This is a genomic window from Nitrospira tepida (genome assembly GCF_947241125.1).
Classification (GTDB): Bacteria; Nitrospirota; Nitrospiria; order Nitrospirales; family Nitrospiraceae; genus Nitrospira_G; species Nitrospira_G tepida.
In genome coordinates, this window is record NZ_OX365700.1 from 4,282,006 (window position 1) to 4,295,917 (window position 13,912).

Annotated in this window: 10 protein-coding genes; 3 read left to right on the forward strand and 7 right to left on the reverse strand. The window is 62.9% G+C overall.

Features of this window, described 5'->3' with window-relative positions; all coding sequences use genetic code 11:
* The first annotated feature begins 24 nt into the window (after nt 1-24).
* From QWI75_RS20310 to QWI75_RS20320, 3 genes are all read left to right on the forward strand, one after another.
* Entirely contained in the window at nt 25-918 is an 894-nt protein-coding gene (locus QWI75_RS20310; RefSeq protein WP_289271191.1) for an HAD-IIB family hydrolase, read from the forward strand.
* Nucleotides 919-1,016: 98 nt separating this feature from the next.
* Nucleotides 1,017-2,747, forward strand: a complete 1,731-nt coding sequence (locus tag QWI75_RS20315) for a mechanosensitive ion channel family protein (RefSeq protein WP_289271192.1) — start codon at nt 1,017-1,019, stop codon at nt 2,745-2,747.
* A gap of 187 nt (nt 2,748-2,934) precedes the next feature.
* Nucleotides 2,935-3,267, forward strand: coding sequence for a lipopolysaccharide assembly protein LapA domain-containing protein (locus QWI75_RS20320; RefSeq protein ID WP_289271193.1), 333 nt, complete (start codon nt 2,935-2,937; stop codon nt 3,265-3,267).
* Between the two features lie 39 nt (nt 3,268-3,306).
* On the opposite strand, the gene QWI75_RS20325 is transcribed toward QWI75_RS20320, so the two are convergent.
* The 7 genes from QWI75_RS20325 to QWI75_RS20355 all read right to left on the reverse strand — a co-directional run bounded on the left by QWI75_RS20325 (nt 3,307) and on the right by QWI75_RS20355 (nt 13,910).
* Nucleotides 3,307-6,474: an efflux RND transporter permease subunit gene (locus QWI75_RS20325; RefSeq protein ID WP_289271194.1), complete on the reverse strand. Its 3,168-nt coding sequence runs from the start codon at nt 6,472-6,474 to the stop codon at nt 3,307-3,309.
* Between the two features lie 4 nt (nt 6,475-6,478).
* Nucleotides 6,479-7,681: an efflux RND transporter periplasmic adaptor subunit gene (locus QWI75_RS20330; protein ID WP_289271195.1), complete on the reverse strand. Its 1,203-nt coding sequence runs from the start codon at nt 7,679-7,681 to the stop codon at nt 6,479-6,481.
* A gap of 17 nt (nt 7,682-7,698) precedes the next feature.
* The gene (locus tag QWI75_RS20335) at nt 7,699-8,952 is read right to left on the reverse strand and encodes a TolC family protein (protein ID WP_289271196.1); all 1,254 of its coding nucleotides are present in this window, start codon (nt 8,950-8,952) and stop codon (nt 7,699-7,701) included.
* A 44-nt stretch (nt 8,953-8,996) separates the two neighbouring features.
* Nucleotides 8,997-9,431, reverse strand: coding sequence for an alpha/beta hydrolase family protein (locus tag QWI75_RS20340; RefSeq protein ID WP_289271197.1), 435 nt, complete (start codon nt 9,429-9,431; stop codon nt 8,997-8,999).
* A 159-nt stretch (nt 9,432-9,590) separates the two neighbouring features.
* Nucleotides 9,591-9,896 (reverse strand): hypothetical protein, encoded by a 306-nt coding sequence (locus tag QWI75_RS20345; protein WP_289271198.1) that lies wholly within the window; start codon nt 9,894-9,896, stop codon nt 9,591-9,593.
* Between the two features lie 332 nt (nt 9,897-10,228).
* Nucleotides 10,229-12,157: a 1,4-alpha-glucan branching protein GlgB gene (glgB, locus tag QWI75_RS20350; RefSeq protein WP_289271199.1), complete on the reverse strand. Its 1,929-nt coding sequence runs from the start codon at nt 12,155-12,157 to the stop codon at nt 10,229-10,231.
* 70 nt (nt 12,158-12,227) lie between these two features.
* Entirely contained in the window at nt 12,228-13,910 is a 1,683-nt protein-coding gene (locus QWI75_RS20355) for a putative maltokinase (protein ID WP_289271200.1), read from the reverse strand.
* Between the last annotated feature and the right edge of the window lie 2 nt (nt 13,911-13,912).

Here is a 13,912-nt window from a genome sequence, read left to right on the forward strand (position 1 = left end):
GCTTTCAGTAACGTAGTTGCCAGGATGAGCCCCTCGACCGATCCTTCGCCTCCTGTCGTCATCTTCACCGACCTGGACGGGTGCCTGCTCGACGGGATCACCTACTCGTGGGAACCGGCCCGCGAGGCCCTTGCAGTGCTGCGGGCGCGCCGGATCCCCCTGGTGCTGGTCTCCAGCAAGACCAGGGCCGAACTGGAAGCCATTCGGTCGCAGTTGCAGCTCGACCATCCGTTCGTGAGCGAAAACGGCGGAGCCGTCTTTTCCCCGGATGGCTACTTCTCGACCTCTCCCGAGGAGGCCGTCCGTCGCGACGACTACGAAGTCATCGAATTGGGGGCTCCGTACCCCGCATTGCGCCAAGCCCTGCGCGAATTGGAACAGGCAGTCGGCGTACGGCTCAGGGGGTTCGGCGACATGTCGGTGGAAGAAATCGCCGAGCGGACGGGACTCACTGAAGCGGATGTGCATCTCGCCCGGCAGCGGGAATACGACGAACCGTTCCTGATCGAAGGACCGGCCAGTTTGGTGACGGAACTCCAGCGGGAAGCCCGGGATCGCGGCTTGACAGTGACGCATGGAGGCCGGTTCCATCACCTGATGGGGGACAGCGACAAAGGGCGCGCATGCCTGCATTTGATCGAACGATACCGCCGTCAATGGCAGGGAACGGCACAGGGGATCATGTCGGTCGCGCTGGGCGACAGCGTGAACGACCTGCCGATGTTGCGGGTCGTCGATCATCCGGTGCTGATCCCGCGGCCGGACGGTTCCTATGATCCCGGCATTCAACTGTCGAACCTCATCCGCGCCAAAGGCATCGGGCCGGTCGGCTGGGATCATGCCGTGCTTTCCCTTGTCGAGCGGGACCAATCCGGTCTTGCACCAGCCTCCGCCCCCAAGAAGCGCCGCCGCCGCTGACTTCAGTCGACGTTTGTCGCCTCCCGGCCGCCTATGGATCACCGCCCGCGGATCGGTTATATAGAACCGGACCAGGACAGGAAGACGGCAGCAAGCGGATGAACTGCCGGCGAGGCTTGACCATCGTGATGCAGTGGACCCTGAGACAAACCCTGATCCTTCTCGCGGCTGCCTGGCTGTGCTCGATCGCCTCGACGGCCCACGCACAGACTCCGTCCCCGTCAACCGAGTCTCGCGACAGCGCCCCGAGCCAGGGCGCACCGGTCATCTGGAATGGGTCGCGACTGTTCGTGATTCCCGCCCCATTAGGGTCTTTGACGGCGGAAGATCGCGCCGGAGCCGTCGCGGAACGATTGGCGCGCCTGGCGCAGGATCCGCTCTCCGCCTCGGCCGGGGTGGCCGTCAATCACGGCGAGCACTTCTCGGAAATCGTCGCCGGCACGACCATTATCGCGACCGTGACCGACGCCGACGCGCAGGCCCTGGGCCGGCCTCGCGTCCAACTTGCCGCACACTATGCGGAGATCGTCCGCGGAGCCGTCGGATCGTTGCCGGGCGGATTCGATCTGCATACGATCCTCGTCGACACCGGGTACGTCCTCTCCGCCACGGCCGTGTTTGTCGCGCTGCTGCTGGCGCTCGGCAGGCTGTTCCCGAAGGTGTACGAGCGCATCAGAGCCTGGAAAGGAGTCTACATCCGCTCGATCCGCATCCAGCGAGTCGAAGTCCTGTCGGCGGATAAATTGGTCGAACAGGTCGTGATGGCCGCGCGCGTCCTCCGGGGCCTGCTCACCCTGGTGCTGACCTACCTGTACCTCACCACGGTTCTCGGGGTCTTCGACCTCACCAGAGGACTGGCCGAGAAGCTCGTCGCCGCGGTCTTGGCCACGCTCCACGTGATCGGGACGGCGTTCATCGGCTACATCCCCGACCTGGTCTCCATCGCTGTGATCGTCTTCGTGACGCGGTATCTCATCAAGCTGATCCACCTGGTGTTCAACGGCATCGAGCGCGGCGCGATCCGGTTCCCCGGCTTCTATCGGGAATGGGCGCAGCCCACCTATCAGATCGTGCGGTTCCTGGTCATCGCCTTCGCGACCATCGCCATCTTTCCCTACATCCCGGGGTCGCGGTCCGAAGCGTTTCGCGGCGTGTCGGTCTTCCTCGGGATCTTGTTCTCTCTGAGTTCGGCGGGGGCCATCAGCAACGTGGTCGCGGGCGTGATCCTGACCTACATGCGGCCGTTCCAGTTGGGCGATCGCGTCAAAATCGCCGATACCGTCGGCGACATCATCGAAAAGACGCTGTTGGTCACCAGAGTCCGGACCATCAAGAACGTCGACATCACGATTCCGAATTCGCTCATCCTCGGAGCCCACATCATCAATTTCAGCTCGTCTTCGTTCAATCCGCCTCCGTTGATCCTCCACACGAGCGTCACCATCGGCTATGACGCGCCCTGGCGAACGGTGCATGAGCTGCTCAAGAAGGCGGCGGCCGCGACGCCGCATATTCTGAAGACACCCGAGCCCTTCGTGCTGCAAACCGCGCTCAACGACTTTTATGTCAGCTATGAGATCAACGCCTATACGGACGAACCCAACCTGATGGCGACCATCTATTCGGACCTGCATCAACAGATTCAGGATACGTTCAACGAGGCAGGCCTCGAAATCATGTCGCCCCATTACACGCAGGTGCGCGACGGCAACAAGACCACCATCCCGGAAGAGTACCTGCCCAAGTCCTACCAGGCCCCCGCCTTCCGCATCCTGCCGTTCGATTTCCTGAAGACTCCGCCGGGAGCCTCTCGGGATCAGGCCCCATGAGAACCCATCATCGGCACAACAGCCACGGAGCCGACGTGAGGCTGCTTCGTCGTCGTTCGTCATGCGGGGCGGGCATGGGGCCGGCGCCGGAACCCTCTTATGATGACCTTTGCCAGTCCGCTCGCATCGAAATTCAAGACTCCGTGCCCAATCCCCATCGGTCCGGCAGAGAGATAGGACGCCACCCATGCCTTCCCTCGTCATCGCCCTGATCTTGCTCCTGGTCGCCGCGGCCTTCGCGCTCCAGAATACGGAAGTCGTGACGGTGCAATTTCTCCTGTGGGACTATCAAGCGTCCCTCGTCCTGATCATCCTGGGAGCGACGCTGCTGGGGACGCTGCTCGCCTTTCTGGCCTCCATCGGCCCCCGCCTCCGGCGAGCCAAAGAGCTTCGGCGGCTCGAATCGCTCACGAAGAACCAGGAAGCCCGCATCCGGGAATTGGAAGCGCACCTGCAGCGGACGGCGCCCTCCGCGCAGCAGGCCGATTCGGGCGGTCGAGCCATGGACGAGCGGGAATAGCCTTTTGACGCGAGGAGGCTGTGATCGCCGGGCAGCCGGTCAGGAGGCGTGCGAATCCGCGACCGGCGCCGGCGGGGTTGACCGGCGTGTGGCATCCCGGGGTCGGCCGTTGCCCATCTCCTCGACCCAGCGGTAGAGCACCGGCAGGACGATCAGCGTCAGCAAGGTCGAGCTGACCAATCCGCCGATTACGACCGTGGCCAACGGCCGCTGCACTTCCGAGCCGATGCCGGTGGCAAACGCCAAGGGAAGCAATCCTAACAGCGCGACGAGCGCGGTCATGAGGACCGGACGGAGGCGCAGGAGGCAGCCGTTGATCACCGCCTCCTGGACATCGAGGCCGTCCTCCCGGAGCTTGTTCATATAGGAGACGAGCACGATCCCGTTGAGCACCGCCACGCCGAACAAATTGATGAAGCCGACAGAGGCCGGCACGCTCAGATATTCCCCGGTGGCCCAGAGGGCGACGATCCCTCCGATCATGGCAAAGGGCAGGTTCATGATGATCAGCGCCGCGTACCGCACCGAGTTGAACGAGGCAAACAAGAGCACGAAGATGATGCCGATCGTGATCGGCACGATGACCCTCAACCGGGCCATCGCCCGCTGCATGTTCTCGAACGACCCGCCCCACGTGATCTGGTAGCCCGGCGGCAGCTTGATCTCCCGGTCGATCTTGGCCTGCGCCTCCGCCACGATGCCCTCGATATCGCGGCCCAAGGTGTTGAATCCGATGTAGATCCGCCGTTGGAGTCCTTCCCGGCTGATCAGCGCCGGCCCTTCCGTCAGTTCGACACGGGCGAGGTCGCCCAGCGGGATCAAGGCGCCGGACGCGCTCGTGAGCAGGATGTTGCTGATATCCTCCACGCTGTCCCGGTACTGCTCCGGATAGCGCAGGATCAAATCGAACCGGCGTTGCCCCTCATAGACTCTCGTCGCCGGCTCGGCGCCGATCGCCGTCGTGATGATCTCCCGGATGTGGGCGACGTTGATGCCGTGGCGCGCGATCTTCCCGCGATCAATGTCGATGGTCAGATAGGCCTGCCCGAACAACTGCTCTACCCTCACGTCCTGAACGCCCTTCACGGACTTCATGATCTCTTGGATCCGATCGGCCGTGCTGCGCAGCACGGTCAAATCCTCGCCCAGGACCTTGACGGTGGCCTCGGACCGCACCCCCGAGAGCAGTTCGTCCACCCGCTGTTGGATGGGCTGGCTCATGAGGAAGTTGGCGCCCGGCACCCGCTCCAGCCGCTTGCGGATCGCGTCGTCCAGCTCCGGCTTGGTCTTCGCGGTCACCCACTCGTCCATCGGCTTCAACGTGACGACAGGGTCGCTGGCATTCGGCTCCTGGGGATCGTTCCCCAACTCGGACCGTCCGATCTTGGAGACGACCTTCCGCACTTCCGGGAACTCCAGCACCGCCTTCTGCATGTCCTTCTCGATCTCGATGGATTTCTGGAGCGAAATGCTGGGCAGCCGGATCGTCTGGGGCGTCAGGGCCGCTTCGTTGAGGATCGGGATGAACTCGCCTCCCAGGAACGGAAACAGAAGCAGGCTGGCGGCCAGCAGCCCGATCGCGATGGCCAGGACCGCCACCCGGTGCCCCAAGGCCCAGTACAGCGTCGGCAGGTAGAGGCGTTTGGTCCACCTGATCAAGAACGTGTCTTCTTCGCTGCCTTGCTTCATGACCATCGAGCACAACACGGGGGAGAGCGTGAGCGACAGGATCAACGACACCAACAGCGCGATCATGATCGTGTAGGCCAGCGGGTGAAACATCTTCCCCTCCATCCCTTCCAGGGATAGAATGGGTAGAAACACGATAATGATGATGAGAATGCCGAAGATCACCGGCTGGCCGACTTCCTTCACGGCTTGGATGACGAGCGCCCTCCGGTCCAGATGGTCACCCTTGTGCTCCGACATGAGACGATAGACATTCTCGACGACCACGACCGACCCGTCCACCATCATCCCGATCGCGATGACCAGCCCGCCCAGCGACATCAAATTGGCGGTCAATCCCACCTGACCCATCACGATGAAGGTGACCAGCGGCGTGACGATCAAGGTCGCGGTGACGATCAGGGCGCTGCGCACATTCCCCAGGAACAGAAAGAGGATCACGACGACCAGGACGATGCCTTCCAACAGGGCCTTGTAGACCGTCTTTAGCGCGGCGGTGATCAACTCGATGCGGTCGTAAAACGGCACGATGCGCAGCCCGTTGGGGAGGAGATTCGCCTTGTGAATGGCGTCCACCTTCGCCTTGACGTCCTGCACCACTTCACGGGCGTTGCCGCCCCTCAGCATCAGCACGATGCCCGTCACCACTTCCCGGTCCCCGTTGAGAACGGCGGCGCCGTGCCGGACCGCATGGCCGACACGGACCTGCGCCACATCCCGCACGTACACCGGGGTCCCGCGGACCTCCTTGACGACGATGTTCTCGATGTCCGCAAGGGCCTTGATCAGCCCGACTCCCCGGACGATGTATTTTTCCGCATCCTTTTCGAGGATGTTCCCTCCGGCGTTTGCGTTGTTCTTGGCGACGGCATCGAACACGTCATGCAGCGCCAAGTCGTATTTTCGCAACAGGCCCGGCTCCACCATGACCTGATACTGTTTGACGAACCCGCCCAGCGAATTGACTTCCACGACGTCGCGCGTGCCTTTCAAAAGCGGCCGGACCACCCAATCCTGGAGCGTTCGCCGCTCCATGAGCTCCTGCTCGGTGAGCACGTAGCCTTCGTCGTTGTCCCTCGGGCCTTCCAGGTAGTACTGAAACACCTCCCCAAGCCCGGTGCTGTTGGGCACGATTTGCGAGACGGACCCGGGGGGCAACAGTTCCTGCACTTCGAGGATTCGTTCGAGGACGACCTGCCTGGCCAGATAGATATCAACGCGGTCTTCGAAGATGACATCGATCAGCGAGACGCCGACCTTGGAGAGGGAGCGGATTTCGACCAGACCCGGCGCCCCCGTCAACTGAAGTTCGAGCGGAAACGTCACGAACCGCTCGATCTCCGCCGGCGACAGCCCCGGCGCTTTGGTCACGACCTGCACCCAAACATTGGTCACGTCGGGAAAGGCGTCGATGGCGATGGTGCGGAATGCGTACAGTCCGCCGGCCGTGAGCACGCAGGCCAGGGTGACGACCAGAACCCGCTGACGAAGCGAGAGATCTAACAGGGAGGCGAGCATCTCGTTAGATCTGTTCTCCGAGCAGTTCCGACTTAAGAACAAATGCGCCCTTGGTCACCACCGCTTCGCCTTCCAGGAGCCCGTCCAGGACCTTGACCATCTGCCCGTCGGATTCGCCCAACTTGACCTCTCGCAGCTCGAAGGTGTGGGGATCGCGCTGCACAAACAGGAATTTTCGTTCCCGGTCCCGCTGAATCGCGCTTTCCGGCACGGCCAGGACGTCCTTCTCCGGCGCAGAATAGACCCGGATCGTCGCATACATTTCCGGCTTGAGCTTCCGCTCGGGGTTGGGCAGCTCCAGGCGGAGGTTCATCGTGCGGGTCTTGGCGTCGAGCACGTCCCCGACATAGGTGACTTTCCCGTGAAAGACCTCATCCGGATAGGCATTGACCAGCACCTCGACCAACTGGCTCGGGCCGGAAGAGCCGCTGGGTTTGATGAATGGAATATCTTTCTCCGGAATGTTGGCCAACACCCACACGTCCGACAGGTCGGCCACGGTAAAGAGTTTCTCGGTGACCTCGACCACCTCCCCCTTCGTGAGGTTGCGCGCGATCACCCGTGAATCAAATGGCGCCGTGATCGGCACATACGATCGGATCTTCTGCTCACGGTCGAGGTGCTGGATTTCCTCCTCGGTCATGCCGAGCAGCCGCAGCCGATCCTGCGCCTCGCGCTCTTCCGCACGCAGGCTGATCATCTCCCCTTCGCGGCGCTGGGCTTCGGCCAAGCCGATCACTTTTTCTTCAAGCAGGGTCCGCGCGCGCTGATAGGAACGTTCGGCCACGTACAGTTTGGCTTTCGCCTTGAGATAGGACGACTGCGCCATGCCGAGCTCCGCGCTGTAGAGAATGGCAAGCAGGGCCCCGGACTTCACCTCCTGCCCCAGATCGACGTACACGTCCACCACACGCCCGCGCACGAGCGTGGTGATGTTGGCCAAGGCATGCTCGTTCGGCACCACCGTGCCGGGGAAGCTCCGCACCGTGCGGAACTCGGATCGCACGACCGGTTCCACCTGGATGCCGGCGCTCTGCATCTCTTCGTCGGTGACGCGAATGACGCCCGGCTGCGCCTTCTTGTCCTCCACCGCCGCGCCGGTGGCCTGATTCGGTCCCTTTGCGTCGCAGCCAGCCAACAGCAGCAGCCCGGAAACCACCGCGGCCCGCAGACTCCACGTTCGCGCGATCTGATCCATGTTGGTCATAGGTGCTCCGTTCGCGCTTAGAGCGGCCCGCCGATCGACCGTTCCAAGCGCGTCAGCGAAATGGACAGATCGTACCGGGCCTGCGTGTAATCGAAGAGAATCTGCCGCTGGACCCGCTGCGCATCCAGCACTTCGAGCAGGCTCGCCGCGCCCTGCCGGAAGCTGAACTGCGCGATGCGCAACGCTTCTTCCGCCTGTTTCAGCAATCCCTCTTCGAAGACGCGAATCAGCTCGGCCGTCGTCTGCACGTCCTGATAATGCAGATTCACCGCCCGAAGCAGCTCATTGCGCATCCGGAGCAGTTCGGCCTCCTGCTGGCGCCGGACGCCGAGCGCGCTGGCGATCTCGCCCTTGCGCTGATACCAGATCGGCACCGGCACGCTGAGGTTCGCGGTCACCGCCTCCCGCCCGATTTCTCGCCAATAGCCTCCGCCGACGGTCACGTTGGGAACCCGAGCCTGCCGCTCGAAGTCAACGGTGTAGTCGGCCCGCTCCACGAGCCTGGCCAACCGATTGAGCGAGGGATGGTTCTTCAACATGTTCGCCACCAGGTCCTCGAGGTGGAGTTCGCTCGGGATCGGCCGAAAGTCCCCCTTGATGGTATACACCCGCCCCAGCGCACCGACAGTCAGAGTGTCCAACGCCACCCTGGTGGCGCGGACGGTATTGCGAGCCCGCGTGACCACCTGGTTGGCCTTTAAGACTTCCACCTGCGCCTTGATGGCTTCAAACTGCGGCGCCTCGCCGAGCCGCACCCTCGTATTGACGATCCGCTTGACGTCCTCCACGATGGCCAGGTTCTGCTGAGCGAGCTCGGCCTGTCGCTGGGCGAACAACAACTCGTCGAAGGCGATCCTCACCTCGGCCATGAGGTTCAACTGCTTCTCCGAAAATCCGGCGCCGGCCCCGGCAAAGCCCGCGTCTGCGGCCCGCTGCCGCGCGGCGCGCTTGGCCGGCCACTCCAATGGCTGTCCGACGGTCACGGCATATTCGGTCAGCTCCACCCCCAGGCTGGGGTCTCGGATGGCGCCCCGTCCGCTTTGCCCGTACAGGGTCGGATTCGGATAGGCCCCGGCGGCGATCTGCTGCCCTTGCGATTGATCGATGAGCCCTTGCGCCTCGGTCATGACGGGATTCCGTTCCAGCGCCAGTTGGATGACCGTATCGAGTTCATAGGAAGGGATGTCGCCCTCCTTGGCCTGGAGCGACGTCCCGATCATGAGTTGAGCCCCCAAACACAATGCAAGCGCGAGTCTGCTGTGACGAGCCATGTGTCTTCTCCTCTGCGAGAACCGGATCCCTACCGGACATCGCGTCATCCCGGTCCTCCGGAATCGTTGGGTTTCTCCATTACCCGAATCGTCGCCGTCGGGCTGATCTGTCCTCTGACATCGTCGGCATCCATCCACACGTTGAAACGCAGGGTGCGGGCGCGCGACAAACAGAGGCTCACATAATCCCGCGGCTTGATCGTGACGAACTCGCGCGGCAGCCCCAGCCAGGAGAACCCCTTCCCGCACCCGGGCGAGGTCCAGTCTTCGTTGCCGAGCAGGCCGATCCGCACCGGTTCCGGCCGAAGATTCTGCCACCGCACTTCGTCTCCGACCGTCGCGTAGAGCACCAAGGGTTCGACCGTCTCCCGAATCTGGATATACCGCACAGGCCGTTCAGGTTCAGGCGACCGGCCGGCCGCGCAGCCCCACAGGCTCAGCGCGACCGATCCCGCCGCTATGATTGTTCTGAATCTCATCAGACATTCCCCATGCATCACCGTTGACGTTCGATCGGCATCTCCGTGGCCAGAAGATGGCGGTTGCAAGATACGCCGGCCTCGGAGGCAGGCGGCTCCTCACGATCGACGCCCGCCGCCCATTAACGGCAGCCCCGCGTCGTCCCGCCAGCTGGTCGATTAGCTGAGCTGTAACGGAGAAGGTGGACGGAACAGGGAATGGTCGAGCAGCAGGAGGGGAATTGTCCCCATGTCCTGGACACGCAAGCGCGCCATGGGACCCGCATCCACGACGTCGCGGGGAGAGCCCAACACATCCTCGAACAACGATTCCGATGAATCGTAATCCGGCTCCAAGTCCCAAAACGCGATCGGCATCCCGAGGGTCTGTGCGGCGGCGCCCAGACAGAGGATCCCGATGCAAAACAACGCCGTGGCGGCGAGCAGGCTCCGAGATCGGTAGTGATGCTGTAACAGGGAGATCATGCGATTCGGGCCTCATAGTACGTGCTCCGCGGGAGAACTGTCAATTTCCCGAGCCGAACTGCGCCGTCCGCACTGTTTCTCCCCTCAATGCCGCCGTCTCCGATGAGCAAACACGGTGCCAACCGAGTACCGCAGCGCCAATCAACCGTCACGTTTCAATGGACTGCAAGGATGGCTCACAGCGCGCCGCCGCACAGACCGGCCCGGAAAGACCTTCTGCCGATGGAGAGGGCTCCTTCGATCGAACAGGGCCGAAACCGTGAATCATAACGGTGCGCCACGATCATTCACGGGATGCGAGGCCGGCGGCACCGAACGGACCAGCCTCGGCCCTATCCGCTCTTGAGAAAGAGCGCCGACAGGGCCGGCAAGGTCAAGGTCAGCGAATGGGAGCGGCCGTGCAGCGGGACCGGCACCGCGTCCACGGCCCCCTGGTTGCCCCAGCCCGATCCGCCGTAGATCCGCGCATCGCTGTTCAGGATCTCCCGCCACCGGCCTCCGCGCGGCACGCCGATCCGGTAATTCAACCGCGGCACCGGCGTAAAATTACACACCACGACCACGAGATCGTCCGTGGACTTGCCCTTTCGGAGCAGGCTGATGACGCTCGCCTCCGCATCGTGGCAATCGATCCATTCAAAGCCGGCCGGGTCGAGATCCCGCTCGTGAAGGGCCGGTTCGGCGCCATAGGCGCGATTCAAGTCGGCAACCCATTGCCGCAAGCCCGCATGCGGAGCTTCCTTGAGAAGTTGCCACTCCAACTCCCCGTCATGCGCCCATTCGCTCCATTGCCCAAACTCGCCGCCCATAAACAGGAGCTTTTTGGCCGGCTGGGCGAACATGTAGCCGAACAGGAGCCGCAGGTTGGCGAACTTTTGCCAGTCGTCGCCGGGCATCTTTCCCAGGAGCGACCCTTTCCCATAGACGACTTCGTCATGGGACAGGGGCAGGACGAAATTTTCATGGAACGCGTACAACAGCCGGAAGGTCAGGTTACTGTGATGAAACTTCCGGTAAATCGGGTCCAGTTGCATGTATTCGAGCGTGTCGTGCATCCAGCCCATGTCCCATTTCATGCCGAACCCGAGGCCGCCCATGTAAGTCGGGCGCGACACCATCGGCCAGGCCGTGGATTCCTCGGCGAAGGTCTGCACATCGGGATGGCGCTGATAGATTTCCTCATTCAACCGCCGAAGGAATCCGATCGCATCCAGGTTCTCCCGCCCTCCGTACTGATTCGGAATCCATTCGCCTTCTTTCCGCGAATAGTCCAGGTACAGCATCGACGCGACCGCGTCCACCCGCAGGCCGTCGGCATGGTAAGCCTCCAGCCAGAACAGCGCGCTGCTGATCAGGAAGCTCCGGACCTCGTTCCGGCCGTAGTTGAAGACGAAGGTGTTCCAATCCGGATGGTACCCCTGGTGCGGATGGGCATGTTCGTAGAGGTGCGTGCCGTCGAAGAACCCAAGCCCGTGCTCGTCGGTCGGGAAGTGGGAGGGCACCCAGTCCAGGATCACCCCAATCCCGTGCTGGTGCAGCACGTCGATCAGAAACATCAGGTCCTGCGGCGTGCCGTAAAAGCCGGAGGGCGCAAAGTATCCGGTCGTCTGATACCCCCAGGATCCGAAGAACGGATGGTCCATCAGCGGGAGAAATTCCACATGGGTGAACCCGGCGTCCCGCACATACTCGGCCAAGGGAACCGCCAGCTCCCGATAACCCAGCGACCGGTTGCCTTCCGCGAGGACCCGCCGCCACGATCCCAGATGCACCTCGTAAATCGAGAGCGGAGCCTCCAGCGCGTTATGCTTGCGGCGGCCGGCCATCCACGCGCCGTCTTGCCAGTCATAATTCAAGTCCCAGACGATCGACGCCGTCTTCGGCGGGATTTCATTGAAGAAGGAGAAGGGATCGGTCTTGTCGACCCGATACCCGTTGTGGCGCGAGCGGATATGGTACTTATAGAGCGTGCCTTTCCCGACTCCCGGCACCACGCCGGCCCAGATCCCCGAGCTTCCGGAAGGCTGGAGCATATGACGACTGGCATCCCACCCGTTGAAATCCCCGACCACCGACACGGACTCCGCGTTGGGAGCCCAGACCGAGAAGTGGGTGCCGATGCCTCCGTTCACCTCGATCGGATGCGCGCCCAGCTTGTCGAACAGCCGGAAATGCGTGCCTTCATTGAACAGGTGCAGATCATCCTCGCTGAAGCGGCGGCTCTCCGCGATCGTCATGTCTTGCCCGTAATGCATGGTCATATCTCAGTCCCCTTCCCGTCTCTTATGATGACAGGGAGCAGGCAGGCTCTCCTCCACTCCGGCATGCCCCTCACCGACGCGTCAATTCCAGCGTCTTCAGAATGCCCTTCAACGGAATCCCGACCCAGCCGGGACGGTTGTTAAGCTCATAGGCCAGTTCATAGACCGCCTTCTCCAGGAGATGCGAGACCAGGAGGAGTTTGGCTTCCTCCTGCTCGGCGGGCCAGAGGTCTTGTCGAGCGACGCCGGACACGTAGGCCTTCAAAAACCGGGTACTGGCCCAACCCGACCAACATTCAGCCCAAGCCTCTCTGTCCTCCGGCGGATCCGATTCCGAAGCGCCCGGCAGGGTACGCATCCGATCCAGGCAGGCAAAGGGAACGTAATGCAAGGACCGCAGCAGGCCCGCCACATCGACCATGGCGGGATGTTTGGTCCGCCGTTCGGCCAACGAACGGGCCGGCTCCCCTTCGAAATCGATGATGATGAAGTCTCCATCGGAACATAAGACCTGCCCAAGATGGTAGTCGCCGTGACAGCGGATGCGCCAGGCCGCCGGATCGCGCTCCATCACGTCCCTGAACTGCGCGAGGATCACCGATTCCAGGTTCGCGACGCAGGCCGCTTCTTCTCGAACAGCCGCCGGCAACCGATGACTCTGGGCGCGAAGCAATGCCAAGGCGCGCTCGGTCAGCCTCGCCTGCGACTCGTATCGCATCGTCCAGTACTCGTGTGTCGCGGGCTCCGGCGCGAAATTCACATTGGCGGAGGCCTGGGCCAGCGCGACATGCAGCTCGGCGGTTCTGGCGCCCAACCGTTCCGCGGAGCCCAGATAGGACCCGATCAGTTCGCGGACCAGGTCGGGACAGTCCTCGTCGGACCAGTCCAGAGGCGAGGGACCGGCAAACTGAGCCGGACATCGCGACAGGCCGCGCGCGGCCACCCGGCTGAAAAATTCCTGCGCCGCGCCGAGACTGAACCGCCAGGCGTCTCCTTGGTTTCTGACAAACCGTTGCACGATGGCCAACGTGACCGGCTCCCGGTCGGGACGGCCATACTCCATTGAGCCGAGCAGGGCCGGCGAATGGGGAAACCGCATGGTCGTCAGCACGCGGCCGATTTCCAACTCCGGATTGATCCCTTCGCCAAGTTGGCGGTAGAGCTTGAGCATGCGCTGCCCGCCCACCACGACCGAGCTGTTGCTCTGTTCCGCGGCCATGACGGAGCAGTTCGGCCGCTTTCCCGAGGAGGCCGCGCCGATCCCCCCTCCCCTCTCTGCTCTCCCTTCCATCCTGTCGGGACGGGACCCGGCGATCCAACCTCCATGGGCCGCAATCCGGCCGCTCGATTCGATCAGATCCAGCAGCGCCCAGACAAATCCTTCATCCCACAGCGCATCGTACAGGAAGCCTGATGACGGCACCGGCCCGTCCTCGATCTCCACCGGCACCACCAACGACGGCCCTTTCCCCTGATCCGATCCCGGGAGCCGGTCCGGCGAAAACGACCAGGGAAGCACATAGGTTTTGGCGTCCCCGTCCGTGAACCTGACTTCGATCAAGGTCAGATACGAGAGGGTCGTCCCATGGGCGAAGGGGACAGCCTCTTGGACGGTCGCGGAACGGACTTCCCTCGCCTTGTCGGCAAACCATCGGACCGATGGCAACGCCGACGGCAACACCCGTTCGAGCTCGGCCCGCCCGCCAAGCCCGAATACATCCGACCAATGTTCCTGCACCCGCAGACGTTCCACCG

Coding starts and splice junctions, on each gene's coding strand:
- QWI75_RS20310 (WP_289271191.1), top strand. CDS start 25: ATGAGCCCCTCGACCGATCCTTCGCCTCCTGTCGTCATCTTCACCGAC.
- QWI75_RS20320 (WP_289271193.1), top strand. CDS start 2,935: ATGCCTTCCCTCGTCATCGCCCTGATCTTGCTCCTGGTCGCCGCGGCC.
- QWI75_RS20340 (WP_289271197.1), bottom strand. CDS start 9,431: ATGAGATTCAGAACAATCATAGCGGCGGGATCGGTCGCGCTGAGCCTG.
- QWI75_RS20330 (WP_289271195.1), bottom strand. CDS start 7,681: ATGACCAACATGGATCAGATCGCGCGAACGTGGAGTCTGCGGGCCGCG.
- glgB (WP_289271199.1), bottom strand. CDS start 12,157: ATGACCATGCATTACGGGCAAGACATGACGATCGCGGAGAGCCGCCGC.
- QWI75_RS20325 (WP_289271194.1), bottom strand. CDS start 6,474: ATGCTCGCCTCCCTGTTAGATCTCTCGCTTCGTCAGCGGGTTCTGGTC.
- QWI75_RS20315 (WP_289271192.1), top strand. CDS start 1,017: ATGAACTGCCGGCGAGGCTTGACCATCGTGATGCAGTGGACCCTGAGA.
- QWI75_RS20345 (WP_289271198.1), bottom strand. CDS start 9,896: ATGATCTCCCTGTTACAGCATCACTACCGATCTCGGAGCCTGCTCGCC.
- QWI75_RS20335 (WP_289271196.1), bottom strand. CDS start 8,952: ATGGCTCGTCACAGCAGACTCGCGCTTGCATTGTGTTTGGGGGCTCAA.